A 17,047-nucleotide genomic window follows, 5' to 3' on the forward strand; every position below is an offset into this window, starting at 1 on the left:
TCAATCATGAATGACAACTCATCGGTCCTCTATATCGGCAGCCGCCGCTATTCCTCGTGGTCGTTGCGCGGGTGGCTGGCCGTGCGCCTTGCCGGCCTCGCGGTGGAGGAGCGGGTGATCCCGCTGGCGGGCGGGCACACGCCGGCGGTCAAGGCCGTCTCGGCCTCGGGCATGGTGCCGTTCCTCGAACACGAGGGGGCGCGGGTCTGGGACAGTCTCGCCATCATCGAGTATTGCGCCGAGATCGCGCCGCAGATCTGGCCGGCGGCGCGCATCGCCCGCGCCCATGCGCGCGCCATCGCCGCCGAGATGCATGGCGGATTCCGCGAACTCCGCCTCGCCATGCCGATGAACTGCACGCGCACGCTGGAGCCCGCCGAGCCGGCGCCGGCGGTGCGCGCCGATCTCGACCGGATCGAGGCGATCTGGGCGGAGACGCGCAAGCGCTTCGGCGCCGGCGGGCCGTTCCTGTTCGGCGCGGCGCTGACCGGGGCGGATGCGATGTATGCGCCGGTGGTCTCGCGGCTGCTGACCTACCGGCCGAAGGTCACGGCGACGACCGAAGCCTATCTCGCCGCCATTCGGGCGCATGAGCTGGTCGATGCCTGGTACCGGGACGCCGCCGCGGAGCCGGACGACTGGAAGATCGCCCGATACGAGACGTGACCATGATCCCCGACCCCGTCGTGGCGGGCGGGGCCGGCGCGACGGCGGGCGAGACGATCGACGACGTCGCCGCGGCGGCGCGGGCCTGCACGGTCTGCGCCGCGTCGTTGCCGCTGGGCCCGCGCCCGGTGTTCCGCATCTCGGCCACGGCGCGCGTGCTGATCGTCGGGCAGGCGCCGGGGACGAAGGTTCACGCGAGCGGGATTCCCTGGAACGATCCCTCGGGCGACCGGCTGCGCGACTGGCTCGGCATCGACCGGGCCACGTTCTACGACGAAAGCCGGATCGCGATCGTGCCGATGGGGCTGTGCTATCCGGGACGGCTGGCGCGCGGCGGCGACGCCCCGCCGCGGCCGGAATGCGGCAGGCTCTGGCAGGGGCGGCTGCGCGCGGCGATGCCGGCGATCCGCCTCACGCTGCTGGTCGGCAGCCACGCGATTCTCTATCATCTCGGCAAGGGGGCGATGGAGGAGCGGGTGCGGGGGTTCGCAGCCTATCTGCCCTCGCGGTTTCCGCTGCCGCATCCCTCCTGGCGGACACGGGCCTGGGCGGCGCGGCGGCCCTGGTTCGAGACCGAGGTGATCCCCGCCCTGCGCGCCGCCTTCGCCGCCGCCCTCTCGGAGCAAGGAGACACGACATGATCCCCCGCCTGACCGATGCCGAACGCGCCGCCCTTGTCGACCTCTTGCCGGAATGGTCGCTGGCGAAGGACCGCGACGCGATCGAACGGCGCTTCGCCTTCGCCGATTTCTCCGAGGCCTTCGCGTTCATGACGCGGGTGGCGCTGCTCGCGGAGAAGCACGACCATCACCCGGAATGGTCGAATGTCTACAATCGCGTGACGATCCTGCTGTCGACCCATGACGCGGGGGGGCTTTCGGCGCGCGATATCCGCCTCGCGGAGGCGATCGACGGGCTGGCTTGAGCGCCGCTGTCTTTTCCGGCACGCCGCCCTCCCCTATCGTCGTGCCGCCAACAGAGGGACATTCGATGAGCACCAGCAGGATCGACGACGTTCTCGCCCATATCGACGCCCATCTCGACAGCGCGCGCGGGCGCTGGTTCGAGCTGTTGCGGATTCCCTCGATCAGCGCGCAGGGGCTGACCGAAACCTCGCCGCACCGGGCGGATTGCCTGCGCGCCGCTTCACATATGCGCGACCTGCTCGCGGGGATGGGATTCGCCGCACGGCTGTCGGAGACCAGGGGCCTGCCCGGCGTGATCGCGACGCATCACAAGGCCGGGCCGGATGCGCCGACCGTGCTGTATTACGGGCATTACGACGTGCAGCCCGCCGATCCGCTGGACCTCTGGCACAGCGATCCGTTCGACCCGCAGCTTGTGGACCATCCGGAAGGCCCGCGCGTGGTCGCCCGCGGCGCGGTGGACGACAAGGGCCAGGTGATGATGGTGCTGGAGGCGGTGCGCGCCTGGCTCGACGTGACGGGCGGCCTGCCGGTGAACCTCACCGTGCTGCTGGAGGGCGAGGAGGAGTGCGGCAGCCCCTCGCTCGCCGCCATGCTCGAGGCCGAGCGCGACGCGCTGAAGGCCGATTTCGTGCTCGTCGCCGACACCAACATGTGGGACCGGCAGACGCCGGCGATCACCACCAGCCTGCGCGGGCTCGCGGCGGTGGAGGTGCGGATTTCGGGGCCGGACCGCGACCTGCATTCCGGCCTGTTCGGCGGGCCGGCGCTCAACCCGATCCGCGCGCTGACCCGCATTCTCGGCGACCTGTTCGACGCCGACGGGCGGATCCGGATTCCGGGCTTCTATGACGGCATCCTCGATATTCCGGCGGACGTGCTCGCCTCCTGGCGGGCGACGGGGTTCGACGAGGCCGCCTGGCTCGGCGGCATCGGCCTCGCCCGGGCGAGCGGCGAGCGCGGGTTTTCGGTGCTGGAGCAGAACTGGGCGCGGCCGACCGCCGAGATCAACGGCATTTTCGGCGGCTATCAGGGCGAGGGCACCAAGACGGTGATTCCCGCCGAGGCCGGCGCCAAGCTCACCTTCCGCCTGGTGCCGGGCCAGGACCCGGCGAAGGTGGTCGAGGGATTCAAGGAATTCGTCAACGCGCGGCTGCTGCCGGATGCGAAGGCGCGTTTCGAGGTGCATGGCGCCTCGGCCGGGCTGGTCGTGCCGGTCGACCTGCCATTCGTCCGCGCGGCGCGGGCGGCGCTGGAGCAGGAATTCGGCCGCAAGCCGGTGCTCGCCGGATGCGGCGCGTCGATTCCGGTGGTCGAGGCGTTCGAGCGGCAGCTCGGGTTGAAGACGCTGCTGGTCGGCTTCGGGCTGGACGATGACTGCATCCACAGCCCGAACGAGAAATTCGAAATGCGCTGCTTCCATCGCGGCATGCGGGCCGAGGCGCGGATGCTTGCCGCCTTCGCCGGCTGAGGCGGTGGCGTCATTCCTGGTGGCGGCCGGCCTGCGCGGGGCCGCGGGCGGGCCGTTCGACCTCGCGCTCGGGCGCGGCGAGGCGGTGGCGATCACCGGCCCGTCCGGGGCGGGCAAGTCGGTGCTGCTGCGGATGATCGCCGATCTCGACCCGCATGAGGGGCGGGTCGCGCTCGGCGGGGCGGACCGCGCGGCGATGCCGGCGCCGTCCTGGCGCCGGCGCGTCGCCTATCTGCCGGCCGAGCCGGGCTGGTGGCACGAGACGGCTGCCGCCCATTTCCCCGACCGCGCGGCGGCGGCGGAGATGATGCCGCAGCTTGCCCTGGCGCCGGCGCTGCTCGACCAGAAGATCCACCGGCTTTCGACCGGCGAGCGGATGCGCCTCGCGCTGATCCGCACCATCCTGCCCCGGCCCGACGTGCTGCTGCTCGACGAGCCGACCGGCGCGCTCGATCCGAAGGCGACGGTGCTGGTCGAGAAGCTGCTGGCGCTGCGGCTTGCCGCCGGCACCGCGATCGTGATGGTGACGCATGACGAGGAACAGGCCCAGCGCCTTGGCGCGCAGCGGATGCATCTCGAAGGCGGGCGGCTGAACCTCGCATGACCCCGATCGACCTGACCCCGGCGGATCTGCTGATCGCCGCCTCGCTCGTGCTGGTCGACGCGCTGGCCTCGGTGCTGCTCGGCCTCAGGCTGCACCGGCAATTGCTGGTCGCGGCGGCGCGCTGCGCCGTGCAACTCCTGCTGATCGGGTTTTTGCTCCGCTTCGTGTTCGCCGCCGAGGCGCCGCTGCTCACGCTCGGCATCATCCTGCTGATGGTCGCGATCGCGGGGCGCGAGGTCGCGGCACGGCCGGAGCGGCGGCTCGCGCGCTACGGCAACCAGATCGCCGGGCTTTCGGCGGTGGCGCTGGCCACCTTCATCACCGCGATCTTCGCGCTGGCCACCGCGATCCGCCCGGAACCGTGGTATGCGGCGCGCTATGCCATTCCGCTCGCCGGGATCATGCTTGGCAACGCGCTCAACGCCGCCTCGCTCTCGCTCGACGCGCTGCTCTCGGCGGTGACGCGCGAGCGCGCCGCGATCGAGGCGCAGCTCGCCCTCGGGGCGACGTTCCGCGACGCGATGCGCCCGTTGATCCGCGAGGCGGTGCGCCGGGGGATGCTGCCGATCGTCAACACCATGTCCGCCGCCGGGCTGGTGACGCTGCCGGGCATCATGACCGGGCAGATCCTCGCCGGGCTGTCGCCGGTTTCGGCGGTGAAATACCAGATCATGCTGATGTTCCTGCTCGCCGGGGCGACCGGCATCGCCGCCGTGGGCGCGGCCTATTTCGCGGCGCGGCGGCTGACCGACGGGCGCGAGCGGCTGCGGCTCGACCGGCTGCACTGAAACGGGGCGCGGTTTCGCCGCACTGACCGGGCGCGGCGGTTTCGCCGCCCTGACGGGGCGCGGCGGTTTCGCCGCGCTGGCGGGGCGCGGCGGTTTCGCCGCCCTGACGGGGCGCGGCGGTTTCGCCGCCCTGACGGGGCGCGGCGGTTTCGCCGCCCTGACGGGGCGCGGCGGTTTCGCCGCCCTGACGGGGCGCGGCGGTTTCGCCGCGACGCGATCTCCGATAGGAAGTCCGCATGGACCGCACGACAGACACCACCGCCCTGCCCCTCATTCCGCGCGCCGCCCTGTTCGGCAATCCGCGCCGGGCGGGCGCGCAGATCAGCCCCGATGGCGGCACGATCGCCTTTCTCGCGCCGCGCAACGGGGTGATGAACCTCTTCGTCGCCCCGCGCGGGCGGATCGACGCGGCGCGGCCGCTGACCGACGAGCGGCGGCGCGGCATTCCGGGCTATGCCTGGGCGCATGACGGGCGGCATCTTCTCGTGGTCAAGGACAATGACGGGGACGAGAATTTCCATCTCCACGCCGTCGACCGCGAGACCGGGGCGATGCGCGACCTGACGCCGCACGGCCCGATCCAGGCGAGCATCGTCAAGCTCTCCCCCCGCCATCCCGGCGAGGCGGTGGTCAGCCACAACGCGCGCGACCCGCAATGGCCGGATCTCTACCGGATCGAGATCGCGACCGGGCGGTCGACGATGATCGCGGAAAATCCCGGCCTCGCCGGCTTCGATGTGGACGAGGATTTCGCCCTGCGCCTCGCCGCGCGGCTGGAGGGCGACGGCAGCCAGACGGTGCTGCGCCCGGATGGCGCCGGCGGCTGGGCGCCGTTCATGCGTTTCGCGCCGGAAGACGCGATGACCTCGGGCGTGCTTGGCCTGTTCACCGCCGATGGGCGGGCGACGCTGATGCTGAGCAGCGCCGGGCGCGATACCGCCGCGCTGTTCCGCCTCGACCTCGAGACCGGCGAGGCCACCATGCTCGCCGAGGATGCGCGGGCGGATATCGGCGAGATCATCGTCCGGCTGCACGAGAACACGCCGCTCGCCTATGGCGTGAATTACGAGCGCAACCGCTACGTGGCGCTCGATCCCGCGATCCAGCCGGATCTCGACGCGCTCGATGCCGCCGGGATCGGCGATTGGGGCATCCAGTCGCGCAGCGAGGACGACCGGTTCTGGATCGTCGGCGCCGCCTCGGACACCGCCCCAGGCGTGGCCTGGCTGTATGACCGGAAGACGCGGGCGCTGGAGAAGCTCTACGACACAAGGCCCGACCTTGCCGACGCCCCGCTCGCACCGATGCGCCCGGTGGTGATCGCCGCACGGGACGGGCTGTCCCTCGTGTCGTACCTCACCCTGCCGGCGGATGGGGGATCGGCGCCGCGGCCGCTGGTGCTGCTGGTGCATGGTGGGCCGTGGGCGCGGGATTCCTTCGGGTTCAACCCGTATCACCAGTGGCTGGCCAACCGGGGCTATGCCGTGCTGTCGGTCAATTTCCGGGCCTCGACCGGGTTCGGCAAGGCGTTCCTCAATGCCGGCGACCGCGAATGGGGCCGGGCGATGGATGACGACCTGCTCGATGCGGTGGACTGGGCGATCGGCCAGGGCATCGCCGATCCAAGCCGGATCGCCATCATGGGCGGGTCCTATGGCGGGTATGCGACGCTCGCCGCGATGACCCGGAATCCGGAGCGCTATGCCTGCGGGGTGGACATCGTCGGTCCGTCCAATCTCGAAACCCTGCTCGCGACGATTCCGCCCTATTGGGAGGCGGGGCGCAGCATCTTCACCCGCGCGCTCGGCGACCCGGCGACGCCGGAGGGCGCGGCGCTGCTGCGCGAGCGCTCGCCAGTGCACCAGGCCGCGCGCCTCGCCCGGCCGCTGCTGATCGGCCAGGGGGCGAACGACCCGCGGGTGAAGCAGGCCGAGTCCGACCAGATGGTGGCGGCGCTGAAGGCGAAGGGGATCGCGGTGACCTACGTCCTGTTCCCCGACGAGGGGCACGGTTTCGCGCGGCCGGAGAACAGCATCGCCTTCAACGCGATCACCGAGCATTTCCTCGCCGCCCATCTCGGCGGGCGGGCGGAAGCGTTGGCGGCGGAAGAGATCGGCCGGTCGACGGCGCAACTCCTCGAAGGGGCGGAGATCCTGCCATGAAGGGCATCGTCACCCGCAAGCGCGTCATGATGGCGCTGGAAATCCTGTTCAATTTCCTGCTGCCCTGGACCGTCTATCATTTCAGCAAGCCGCATATCGGCGAGATCCACGCGATCATGGCCTCGGCGGCGCCGCCGATCGTCTGGAGCCTCGTCGAGTTCGCCCGCCACCGGCGGGTCGACGCGATCTCGGTCATGGTGCTCGGCGGCATCGCGCTCTCGCTCGCCGGGTTCGCGCTCGGCGGTTCGCCCAAGCTGCTGCTGATGCGGGAATCGCTAGTCACCGGACTGATCGGCTTCATCTTCATCGTCTCGGCGCTGATCCGCCGGCCGCTGATCTATGTGCTCGCCAGCGCCAGCCTGAAGCGGCAATCGGCCGAGGACAGCGCGGAATTCGAATCCTATCGCCACCAGCCGGGCTTCCGGCGGGTGATGACGGTGATGACGATCGTCTGGGGCATCGGGCTGGTGGTGGAGACGGCCGTGCGCAGCGTGCTGGTGTTTTCGCTGCCGGTCGGCCGGTTTCTCATCGTCGGGCCGATCGTCGGCTACGTGACCATCGGGCTGCTGATGCTGTGGACCTTCCTCTATGGCCGTTCCGCGGAAAAGGCTGGACTTCTGGAAGGATGAGACCTACCTACATTTAAAATTCATGACATTACATTCATATATTGGACATGTATCAAGTCCGTATGAGTTTTAACCAAATCTTGTTTTACCGACAGACTGCGAGTGCCGGGCTTGTGACGGAACGGGGCAAAAATGCGGCGGAGGGCGACCTCGCCACGGCAATGATGTGACCGCGCGGGACGCCGGTTCCCGGCCGCGGGCTGGAGACAACCGACGGTGGCTGAGACTTCGATCCCGCTGACGCTGGCGCAGGCCGGTGCGACCGATCCGGCGCCCGAAGCGTTCATGCCCGCCATGATCGCCGGTTTTGACTGGGCCGCGACACCGCTCGGCCCGATCGATACCTGGTCGGCAATCCGGCGGCGGACCGTGCAGCTGATCTGCCGCTCGGACATCGCCATCGCGACAATGTGGGGCCCCGAGGGCATCCTGATCTACAACGACGCCTGCGCCGCGCTGCTTGGCCGGCATCATCCCGGCAGCCTCGGGCAGCCGGCGGCGCAGGCGAACCCGCGCATGAAGCGCTTCATCCGCGACATTCTCGCCCGTGTCCACGCGGGCGAGACGGTGGTGCTGCACGATTACAGCCTGGTGTCCGACCGTGGCGACAGCCCCGAGCAGATCTGGCTCAGCCTGTCCTATACGCCGATTCTCGACGCCGACGGCCGGATCGACGGGGTGCACGCCGCCCTGACGGAAACGACGAACCAGGTGCGCGAGCGCGAGGAGGTCGAGACCGCGTTGCGGCAGTCGATGAAAATGGAGGCGATCGGCCAGCTGACGGGCGGTATTTCGCACGACTTCAACAATCTTCTCACCGGGATTCTTGGCAATCTCGACATGCTGGCGACGCGGATCGAGCAGGGCGACCACGCGTCCGCGATGTCCTATCTCGATGGCGCGCGCAGCGCCGCGAGCCGGGCCGCCGGCCTGACCCAGCGGCTGCTGACCTTCGCGCGCCGGCAAGCCCTGGCGCCCGCCGCCATCTCGGTGGCGACGCTGCTCGACGACCTGCACGAACTGATCGACCGGACCGTGGGGCCGGCCATCGAGGTGCAAACGCTCTACCCGCCGGATCTCCGCGCCGGCTTCTGCGATCGCAACCAGCTGGAGAACGCGCTGCTGAACCTCGCCATCAACGCACGCGACGCGATGCCGGAAGGCGGCAGGCTCACGATCGAGGCGAGCAATGCCACGCTGGTAGCACCCGCCCGCGGCCAGACGCACACGGAAGGCGACTATGTCCGGCTGACCATCACGGATACCGGCTGCGGCATGTCGGAAGACGTCAAGGACCGCGTCTTCGAGCCGTTCTTCACCACCAAGCCCGCAGGCCAGGGCACCGGGCTCGGCCTGTCGATGGTGTATGGTTTCATCAAGCAGTCGGGCGGGCACATCGAACTTGCCAGCGAGGCCGGCAGGGGCACGAAGATCAGTCTGTTCATTCCCTGCAACCAGCTTTCCGGCGCCACAGAAACATCAGACGCTCCGGCGCCGGCGCCCGACATGCGATGGGACGAAACCTCCGGCCTCATCCTCGTCGTCGATGATGAGCCGGGCCTGCGCACGCTGCTCGCCGACATGCTCCGCGAACAGGGATTTTCCGTGCGGATGGCCGCGGACGCGGAAGCCGCCCTCGCGATCCTTCGCGCGGAGCCGGATATCGATCTGCTGATCGCCGATATCGGGCTGCCCGGCGCCATGAATGGACGGCAACTGGCCCTTGCCGCGCGCGCCGACCGCCCCGAACTGCCCCTTCTTTTCGTGACCGGGCTGGACGAAACCACATCGTCCGGACCGCCGTTCGACAGCGCGCCCACCGCGATGCTGCGAAAGCCCTTCTCGTTCGGCTGCCTTAACACGCAGGTCGGCCTGTTGCTGGCCCATAGCCGGACGGCGACACCGCCCCGAAGCATGGGCTGACCGGACGCTCCTCGGGAAATCGTCGATCCGGCGGTTTCAGCCGGCGAGCGCGCGCAGGGCCCTTGCCTGATCCGGCCAGTTCGGCAGGCCGCCAGCATGTTTCCAGGCAATGGCGCCCATCTGCGCCCTCAGCGCCGGGCTGAAGACCAGGCGGCGCAGCGCCTTGCCGAGCTGGGCGACGTCATCAACCGGGGCGACGATGCCGGCCCCGGTGGGCACGAGCTGGCCGGCCGCGCCGCCGTCGCAGATGGCGACGGGCAAGCCGCGCGCCATCGCCTCGGCAATCGCCATGCCGAATCCCTCGAAGCGCGTCGCCAGCGCGAACATGTCCGCCTCCGACCAGGCATCATCGAGCGCGCCGCCGGTGAGCGGCCCGCGCCGTTCAACGCGCCCGGCAATGCCGAGATCGGCGGAAAGACGGTCGAGCCCCGCGGCATAATCCGGATCGCGCGGCTCTCCCGCCAGGACCAGCCGCCAGTCGAGATCGTGCAGCGTCGCAAGCGCGCGGAGCAGAATGTCGTGCCCCTTGCGGTATGTCAGGGTTCCGAGGGCCAGCAGCGTGCAGGGGCTGCCGTCGGGCGGGACCGGGCTCAATGTACGGCATGGATAGCGGTCGGTCCCGGGAACCAGCACCGTGATCCGTTCGCGGATGACGCCGAATTCGGCCGACAGCCTGTCGGCGATCGGATCGCTCGCGGCGATGACGCGGCTGAAACCGGGCAGGACCTGACGCTCGAATGCCTTGAGCGCCTGCCGACGGTCCTCCGGCGTGCCCGGCTCCAGGGCTGTCGGATGGTGGATGAGGGCAATCGCCCCGCGCGCCTGCAGCGCGGGAATCGCATCACGCGCAAATTCGAAGGCCGCACCTTCCACAAGCACGAGCGCCCCGGCATCCATCCGCTCAGCGAATGAGGATGCGACCGGCGCATCCAGCGCGTGAACCTCCGAACTTCCCCCCAGTTCCCCCCAGGCAGCGAGCAGGCGGCGGTGGTAGAACGATGCGCCCGTCACGGATTTGAACGGGGCTTCTGTGATCAGCACCAGCTTCATGGAACCGGGATGCCACAGGCACCCCGATCTGGCCAGAGATCGGCGGTGAGATCAGGCCCGCAGGACGAGCGCGACGGGGGCGGTCGGCCGCGCCGCGCCCTCCTGGCCATAGGGCTGCAACGGCTCACCGGCCGCGCGGCTCGTATCGAGCGCCTGCATGACCGTCTGGATCACCCGTTGCTGCGTCTCGATCGCCTGGCGCAGCAATTTCCCGTTGGCCGCCGCCGCCGCGTCCAGGCGCTGCTGCACCGCCTCGACCCGCCGGCCGTCGCGCGGTTTCCCGGCGACGCCGAGATCCAGGGCGGCCTCCAGGCGGCCGATCGCCGCGCGCTTGGCCTCGGCAAGCGCCGCGCTCACGGCAAAATCCTGAATCGAGAGGCTGCGGTTTTCCTCTTCCAGGATCGCGGCCAGGGCCTCGGCGGCTTCGATTGCACTACCCGGTGATGTGTCGTTGTTCATGAACCTGATCCTGTCGATGAGGAGGGCGCCGGAGACGCCGCGCCGTGCGACGTCGCGCCGGATGACATTTTCGCCTTCTGCTGGTCCGCCTCGAGCGCGCGTTCGATCATCGGAGCCAGGCCGAGGCCGCCCCGCGCCTCGATCGACTTCGCGATCGCGTCGATGAAGAAGGGCCGGAACGATTTCTCGACCGAGCCGCCGCCGAATGGCGCCTGCGCCGAGCCGACGGAGGAAAACATCGGCTTGAGCAGCTGGGCGATCGCCATCGCCTCGAAATGATGGGCGGCCTTCACGATTTCGGCACTGCCCTGGGGCGACTGGCCGGCCCGGGGAAGCGGCGCGGCCTGCGGCTTGGTGAGCGAATCGAGCGCCGCACCGAGAGGCAGACCGGATACGGAGCCCACGGTCATTGCACGACCAGCCGTGCCTGCAGGGCGCCGGCCGCCTTGATCGCCTGGAGGATGCTGATCATGTCGTGCGGTGCGACACCCAGCGAATTCAGGCTCGAAACCAGTTGCTGCAGGCTGATATTGCCGTGCACGATATCCATCTTCTTCCCCCTGTCCTTCTTCACGGAAATCGAGGTCTGCGATGTCGCGACGGTGGTGCCGCCGGCGAGCGGATTGGGCTGGCTGACAACCGGGGTGTTCTTCACCGTGACGGTGATGTTCCCCTCGTCGATGGCGACGGTGCTGATCCGCACATTCGCACCCATCACGATGGTGCCGGTCGCCTCGTCGACGACGACGACCGCAGGCGTAGACGGCTGAACGCGCAGATCCTCGATCTCGGCCAGATCGCTGACGACATTGCGCCCCTTGAGATCAAGGGTGATCGTGCGCGGATCGTCCACCGTTGCAATCCCCGGACCAAGACGCTCGTCGATGACACGCGAAATACGCATCGCGGTCGTGAAATCGGGGTTGCGGAGCTCGAGTTTCGGCGTCTTCTCGGAAGCCAGCTTGAAGCTGACCGAACGCTCGACGATGGCGCCGTTCGTGATCCGGCCGACCGTAGGCACGCCCTGCGTGAAGGATGCGTTCGCCCCCGCGGCCTGGATGGCTCCGGTGACCAGCGAACCCTGGGCGACGGCATAGACCCGGCCATCGGCGCCGAGCAGCGGGGTCACCAGCAGCGTGCCGCCGGTCAGATCCGTCGCATCGCCCATCGCCGACACCGTGACGTCGATCGTCTCGCCGCTATGGGCGAAAGCCGGCAGGTTCGCCGTGACCATGACGGCCGCGATGTCCTTGGTCTGCAGGTTCTGGGCCTGGTTCTGCGTGTTCACGCCGAGCCGTTCGAGCATGCCGATGAGCGACTGGCGCGTGAAGATCGAGTTGTTCAGCGAGTCGCCGGTACCTCTGAGGCCGACGACGAGGCCGTAGCCGATCAGCTGGTTGTCTCGTATCCCCTGTATGTCGGTGATATCCTTGATCCGGACCTCGGAAAATGCCGGGCGCATGCACTGGACAAGGATGCAGACCGCCGCCCAGGCGATCAGCAGAACCGCCCGCCAGCGATGCTGGCCGCTGCAGCAGATTACAAAGAAATTTCGGGTCATCCTGGCGCGATCATTTTGGTCACTGCACAGGACTTTCGCAGCAAAAAGTTAACAATTTGCAGCTATCAGAAATTTTGTGAGGCGGCGGCTTCGGATGGAGAGTTGAATGACGAGAGTTTCAGGGCTGCGCGGCAGCGGGCCGGTCGGCGGCATTGGCGGCAGGACCGGTCCCGCCGCTGCGGCAGGCGGCGGCTTCACGATCACGACCCAGAGCCAGCAGGCCGCCATCGCGGTCGCGCCGGTGGACATGGCCGGGCTGATCAGCCTGCAGGACGAGGACGGACCGGTCCGGCGCGACCGCGCCGCGCACAGGGCCGGCGAACAGACGCTCGGATCGCTCGCCGCGCTCCAGGCCGCGCTGCTCGGCGGCGCCCGGCCGGATCTCGACGCGCTGCGCCAGATGATCGAGAACATGCCCCGTCCCGCCGATCCGGCGCTGCAGACCGTCATCGGCGCCATCAGGCTGCGCGCGAGAGTGGAACTCGCCCGCCACGAAAGGTTGTGACCATACGGTGAATTGCTCCCTTCGTGGCCTTGGCGTCCGATTGCCGCGCGGCTATAAGCCGGCCACCTGCGGCCTCTCATCGACTGGATCAGAGGCTCGTGCGTTGGAGGAACTGACATTAATGTTAATTACTCTTGCACCGGACTATTCGCCGAGCGAGGATGAAGAGTTCATGAATCCGATGCAGGTCGAATTTTTCCGCCAGAAGCTGCTTCGCTGGCGGCACGACCTGCTGATGGAAGCCAACGGAACCCTCGCCAGCCTGTCCGAGGGCGGCATTCTCGAACCCGACATTACCGACCGGGCCAGCGTCGAAACCGACCGGGCCCTCGAATTGCGCACCCGGGACCGCGCCCGCAAGCTGATCGGCAAGATCGACCAGGCACTCGCCCGGATCGAAAACGGCACTTATGGCTATTGCGAGGAAACCGGCGAGCCGATCGGCCTGAAACGGCTGATGGCACGGCCGATCGCCACACTGTCGATCGAGGCGCAGGAACGCCACGAGCGGCAGGAGCGGATCCAGCGGGACGACTGACGGATGCTTTGAACGCCGACGCGGTGACCGCGCCGGCGTTCAACCGGGCGGAAGCCCCGCGAGAGATCGGAATTCCGCCTCGCTGAGGACGGTCACGCCGAGGCTGGTTGCTTTCGCGGCCTTCGAGCCGGCGTCCGCGCCCACCACCACGAAGTCGGTCTTCTTCGAGACGGACTCGGTCACCCTGGCCCCCAGCGCCTCCGCCCGCGCCTTGGCCTCCGGGCGGGTGAGCGACTCGAGGGTGCCGGTGAAAACGATCGTCTTGCCGGCGAGCGCCCCGCCCGCCGCCGCGACCTCGTCCTCGATGGTCAGTATCGGCACCAGGCGGTCGAGCAGGTCGCGGTTATGCGGTTCGGCGAAGAAACCGGCGAGTTCCTCGGCGATCGATGGGCCGATCCCGGAAATCGAACCGAGTTCCAGCCGCGCGTCGGAACCGATCACGCCCGCCTCCTCCATCTGCCGCCGCCACACGGCATAGGATGAATAGTGCCGCGCCAGCAGCTTCGCGTTCTGCTCGCCGATCCGCCTTATGCCGAGCGCGTAGATGAAGCGCGCGAGGGAAATCCGCCGGCGGGCGTCGATCGCGGCGATCAGCTTGCGCGCCGAGACCTCGCCCCAGCCCTCCAGCGCCGCGATCGCGGCCTCGCGGTCGCGGAGGGTAAAAATGTCCGCCGGGCTTTCGAGCCAGCCGAGGCCGTGGAACTCCTGGACCGTCTTTTCGCCCATGCCCTCGATGTCGAAGGCGAGGCGAGAGCAGAAATGGATCAGGCGCTCGACCACCTGGGCCGGGCAGCTCAGCCCGCCGGTGCAGCGGCGCACCACCTCGCCGGCTGGGCGGATCGCCAGCGCGCCGCAGGCCGGGCAGTGATCGGGGAAGACGAAGGGCACCGAGTCGGCCGGGCGGCGCTCGGGCAGGGCGCGGAGGATCTGCGGGATCACGTCGCCGGCGCGCTGGAGTTCGACCGTGTCGCCAATGCGCACGTCCTTGCGGGCGATCTCGTCCTCGTTGTGCAGGGTCGCGTGGCTGACCAGCACGCCGCCGACATTCACCGGGTCGAGCCGGGCGCGGGGGGTGAGCGCGCCGGTGCGGCCGACCTGGATGTCGATCCCGCGCAGCGTGGTCAGCGCCCGTTCGGCGGGGAATTTCCAGGCCACCGCCCAGCGCGGCGCCCGGCCGGCGAAGCCGAGGCGTTCCTGCAGGGCGAGGTCGTCGATTTTATAGACGACGCCGTCGATGTCGTAGTCGAGCCCGGCGCGGCGCTCGCCGATGGAGCGCTGGAAGGGTTCCGCGGCCGCCTCGCTCACCCGCTCCGCCAGCGGGTTCACCGGGAAGCCCCAGCGCCGCAGCGTCGCGAGATAGTCCCAATGGGTCTCGCCCACCGCTTCGCTCGACGCCCCGCGCGCATAGGCGAAGAGCGACAGCCGGCGGGACGCGGTGACCGCAGGGTCGAGCTGGCGCAGGCTGCCGGCCGCCGCATTGCGCGGATTGGCGAACTGGCGCGCCTGGCCCTGGTTGAGCGCGATGAAATCCGTCTTGGTCATGTAGACCTCGCCGCGGATCTCGATGAAATCGGGCGCGTCGTCCGGCAGGGTTGCGGGGAGTTCGCGCAGCGTGCGGAGGTTTTCGGTGACGTCCTCGCCCTCGGTGCCGTCGCCGCGCGTCGCGCCACGCACGAAGCGGCGGTTCTCGTAGGTCAGCGAGATCGACAGACCGTCGATCTTGGGTTCGGCCACGAAGGCGAGCGGGGCCGTGCCGAGGCCGAGGAAGCGGCGGATGCTGGCGCAGAATTCGACAAAATCCGCGGGCTCGAACACGTTGTCGAGAGAGAGCATGGGAATGCGGTGGCGCACCTTGCCGAACGCGCCGGACGGGGTCGTGCCGACCTGGTCGAGGGCGGCGGCGAGATCGGGATGCGCGGCGCGCAGGGACGCGGCTTCGCGGCGCAACGCGTCATAGGCCGCATCGTCCATGATCGGCGCATCGTCGCGATAATAGGCGGCATCGGCGGCGGCGAGCCGCTCGATCAGTTCGGCCAGGCGTGCCTTCGGGTTGGCCGGTTCCGGCCCGCCGCCCGTGGGACTCGTCACGATCCGGCCATGAGGCTGCGCGCCGCGTCGCGGGCGGCGTCGGTGATGGTTTCCCCGGCGAGCATGCGGGCGATTTCCTCCTGGCGGGCGGTGGTGTCGAGTCGTGTCACGGTGGTGCGCGCCCGGTCGCGGCCGCTGGCCTTGCTGACCTGGAAATGCACATCGGCGCGGGCGGCGACCTGCGGCGAATGGGTCACCACCAGAACCTGCGTCTCGCGGGCGATCCGGGCGAGGCGCTCGCCCACCGCGGCCGCGGTGGCGCCGCCGATGCCGCTGTCCACCTCGTCGAAAATCAGCGCGCCGACCGGCGATTCGCCGGCAAGCACCACATTGAGCGCCAGCAGCAGGCGCGACAGTTCGCCGCCGGACGCCACCTTGTCGAGCGCGCCGGGCGCGCTGCCCGGATTGGTCGCGACGAGGAAGCGCACGGTGTCCGCGCCGCGCGCGTTCCATTGCGCCTCCGGCAGGTCGGTGCGGGAGACGACGAACCGCGCGCGATCGAGCTTGAGCGGCGCGAGTTCCCGCGCCACCGCCGCGGCCAGCCGTTCCGCCGCGGTGCTGCGGGCCTCGCTGAGGGCGGCGGCCGCCTCGCGATAGGCAGTGCGGGCGGCGCGGCTCGCGGCCTCGGCGCGGGCGAGTTCCTCGGTGCCGGCATCGAGCGTGGCGAGCCTTGCGGCGAAGGTTTCCAGCAACGCCGGCAGTTCGACGACCGGAACCGCGTGTTTCCGCGCCATGCCGCGCAGGGCGAACAGCCGTTCCTCGATCGCCTCGAGGCCGCGCGGGTCGGCCTCGGCCTCCGAGACGGCGCGGGAGAGCAGGGTTTCGGCCTCGGCGAGCGCTTCCTCGGCCCGTTCGATCGCGGCGAGCGCCGGGCCGATGGACGGCCCCTGATCGGCTTCCGCGATGCGGGCGAGCGCGCGGGCGGCGGCGCGCAGCGTTGCCGCGGGACCGGCGGAGCGGCGCTCGCGCGGGGTGAGTTCGGCGAGCGCGCTGCCGATCGCCTCGGCCCGCCGTTCGGCGCCCTGAAGATGCTGCCTCGCAGCCGCGAGTTCCTCGTCCTCGCCCGCGCGCGGCGCCAGGGCGGAGAGTTCCTCGACCGCGTGGCGCAGGAAATCCTCGTCGCGCCGCGCCGATTCGAGCGCCGCCTCGGCATCCGCCCGGGCGGCCTCGGCGGCGCGCCACGAGGCGAACAGCGAGGCGACCGTCTCGCGCAGGGCGGGATCGACGCCGAATTCGTCCAGCATGTCGCGCTGGGTCGCCGGATCGGTCAGCCCGATCTGGGCATGCTGGCCCTGGATCTCGATCAGCAGGTCGGCAGCCCGGCGCAGCAGGGCGACGCTGACCGGCTGGTCGTTCACCAGGGCGCGGGACTTGCCGTCGCGCGTCACGATCCGCCGCAGCAGGATTTCATCGCCGGCGTCGATTCCCTGGTCGGCCAGCAGGGCCTGCGCCGGATGGCCGGCGGCCACGGCGAACGACGCGGTGACGACCGCCTGTTTCGCCTCGGCCCGCACCAATCCGGCATCGGCACGGTCGCCGAGCGCGAGGCCGAGCGAATCGAGCAGGATCGACTTGCCCGCGCCGGTCTCGCCGGTGAAGACGGTCAGCCCGGGCTCGAAGCCGATATCGAGCCGGTCGATCAGGATCACGTCGCGGATGGAGAGCGCTATGAGCATG

Annotated in this window: 17 protein-coding genes; 11 read left to right on the top strand and 6 right to left on the bottom strand. The window is 69.6% G+C overall.

Annotation, left to right across the window (positions count from 1 at the left end):
• Positions 1–6: 6 nt before the first annotated feature.
• The 9 genes from ACMV_RS05430 to ACMV_RS05470 all read left to right on the top strand — a co-directional run bounded on the left by ACMV_RS05430 (position 7) and on the right by ACMV_RS05470 (position 9,169).
• A complete protein-coding gene (locus ACMV_RS05430; protein WP_013639789.1) occupies positions 7–666 on the top strand; it encodes a glutathione S-transferase family protein in 660 nt (219 codons plus the stop codon).
• A 2-nt stretch (positions 667–668) separates the two neighbouring features.
• Entirely contained in the window at positions 669–1,307 is a 639-nt protein-coding gene (locus ACMV_RS05435; protein WP_085947336.1) for a uracil-DNA glycosylase family protein, read from the top strand.
• The gene (locus tag ACMV_RS05440; protein WP_007421687.1) at positions 1,304–1,591 is read left to right on the top strand and encodes a 4a-hydroxytetrahydrobiopterin dehydratase; all 288 of its coding nucleotides are present in this window, start codon (positions 1,304–1,306) and stop codon (positions 1,589–1,591) included. Before ACMV_RS05435 ends, ACMV_RS05440 begins: the two co-directional genes overlap by 4 nt.
• A gap of 65 nt (positions 1,592–1,656) precedes the next feature.
• Positions 1,657–3,063 carry a dipeptidase gene (locus tag ACMV_RS05445; RefSeq protein ID WP_013639791.1) on the top strand — a complete coding sequence of 469 codons (1,407 nt, stop codon included), beginning with the start codon at positions 1,657–1,659 and terminating at the stop codon, positions 3,061–3,063.
• 4 nt (positions 3,064–3,067) lie between these two features.
• Positions 3,068–3,667, top strand: coding sequence for an ABC transporter ATP-binding protein (locus ACMV_RS05450; protein ID WP_013639792.1), 600 nt, complete (start codon positions 3,068–3,070; stop codon positions 3,665–3,667).
• Positions 3,664–4,455: an ABC transporter permease gene (locus ACMV_RS05455; RefSeq protein ID WP_013639793.1), complete on the top strand. Its 792-nt coding sequence runs from the start codon at positions 3,664–3,666 to the stop codon at positions 4,453–4,455. The genes ACMV_RS05450 and ACMV_RS05455 overlap by 4 nt, the downstream gene beginning before the upstream one ends.
• Positions 4,456–4,691: 236 nt before the next feature.
• Entirely contained in the window at positions 4,692–6,617 is a 1,926-nt protein-coding gene (locus ACMV_RS05460) for a S9 family peptidase (protein WP_013639794.1), read from the top strand.
• Complete coding sequence (locus tag ACMV_RS05465) at positions 6,614–7,246, top strand: VC0807 family protein (protein ID WP_007421681.1); 633 nt, start codon at positions 6,614–6,616, stop codon at positions 7,244–7,246. The genes ACMV_RS05460 and ACMV_RS05465 overlap by 4 nt, the downstream gene beginning before the upstream one ends.
• Before the next feature lie 216 nt (positions 7,247–7,462).
• Positions 7,463–9,169, top strand: coding sequence for an ATP-binding protein (locus ACMV_RS05470; protein WP_013639795.1), 1,707 nt, complete (start codon positions 7,463–7,465; stop codon positions 9,167–9,169).
• 36 nt (positions 9,170–9,205) lie between these two features.
• Here ACMV_RS05470 and ACMV_RS05475 read toward each other — a convergent pair whose 3' ends face one another.
• The 4 genes from ACMV_RS05475 to ACMV_RS05490 are packed head-to-tail and all read right to left on the bottom strand — an operon-like array spanning position 9,206 to position 12,239.
• On the bottom strand, positions 9,206–10,219 hold the full coding sequence (locus ACMV_RS05475; RefSeq protein WP_013639796.1) for a glycosyltransferase family 4 protein: 1,014 nt from the start codon (positions 10,217–10,219) through the stop codon (positions 9,206–9,208).
• 51 nt (positions 10,220–10,270) lie between these two features.
• Positions 10,271–10,678, bottom strand: a complete 408-nt coding sequence (locus ACMV_RS05480; protein WP_013639797.1) for a hypothetical protein — start codon at positions 10,676–10,678, stop codon at positions 10,271–10,273.
• Entirely contained in the window at positions 10,675–11,088 is a 414-nt protein-coding gene (locus ACMV_RS05485; RefSeq protein WP_011941756.1) for a rod-binding protein, read from the bottom strand. Before ACMV_RS05485 ends, ACMV_RS05480 begins: the two co-directional genes overlap by 4 nt.
• Positions 11,085–12,239 (bottom strand): flagellar basal body P-ring protein FlgI, encoded by a 1,155-nt coding sequence (locus tag ACMV_RS05490; RefSeq protein WP_013639798.1) that lies wholly within the window; start codon positions 12,237–12,239, stop codon positions 11,085–11,087. Before ACMV_RS05490 ends, ACMV_RS05485 begins: the two co-directional genes overlap by 4 nt.
• Before the next feature lie 106 nt (positions 12,240–12,345).
• Here ACMV_RS05490 and ACMV_RS05495 point away from each other — a divergent pair, with 106 nt between their 5' ends.
• Positions 12,346–12,744: a flagellar assembly protein FliX gene (locus tag ACMV_RS05495; RefSeq protein WP_013639799.1), complete on the top strand. Its 399-nt coding sequence runs from the start codon at positions 12,346–12,348 to the stop codon at positions 12,742–12,744.
• A gap of 121 nt (positions 12,745–12,865) precedes the next feature.
• Entirely contained in the window at positions 12,866–13,282 is a 417-nt protein-coding gene (gene dksA, locus ACMV_RS05500) for an RNA polymerase-binding protein DksA (protein ID WP_007421674.1), read from the top strand.
• A gap of 39 nt (positions 13,283–13,321) precedes the next feature.
• Here dksA and ligA read toward each other — a convergent pair whose 3' ends face one another.
• Both ligA and recN read right to left on the bottom strand, forming a co-directional pair.
• Positions 13,322–15,370 (bottom strand): NAD-dependent DNA ligase LigA, encoded by a 2,049-nt coding sequence (gene ligA / locus ACMV_RS05505; RefSeq protein ID WP_013639800.1) that lies wholly within the window; start codon positions 15,368–15,370, stop codon positions 13,322–13,324.
• Positions 15,367–17,046: a DNA repair protein RecN gene (gene recN, locus ACMV_RS05510; protein ID WP_013639801.1), complete on the bottom strand. Its 1,680-nt coding sequence runs from the start codon at positions 17,044–17,046 to the stop codon at positions 15,367–15,369. Before recN ends, ligA begins: the two co-directional genes overlap by 4 nt.
• Between the last annotated feature and the right edge of the window lies 1 nt (position 17,047).

It is taken from the genome of Acidiphilium multivorum AIU301 (genome assembly GCF_000202835.1).
Lineage (GTDB): Bacteria > Pseudomonadota > Alphaproteobacteria > Acetobacterales > Acetobacteraceae > Acidiphilium > Acidiphilium multivorum.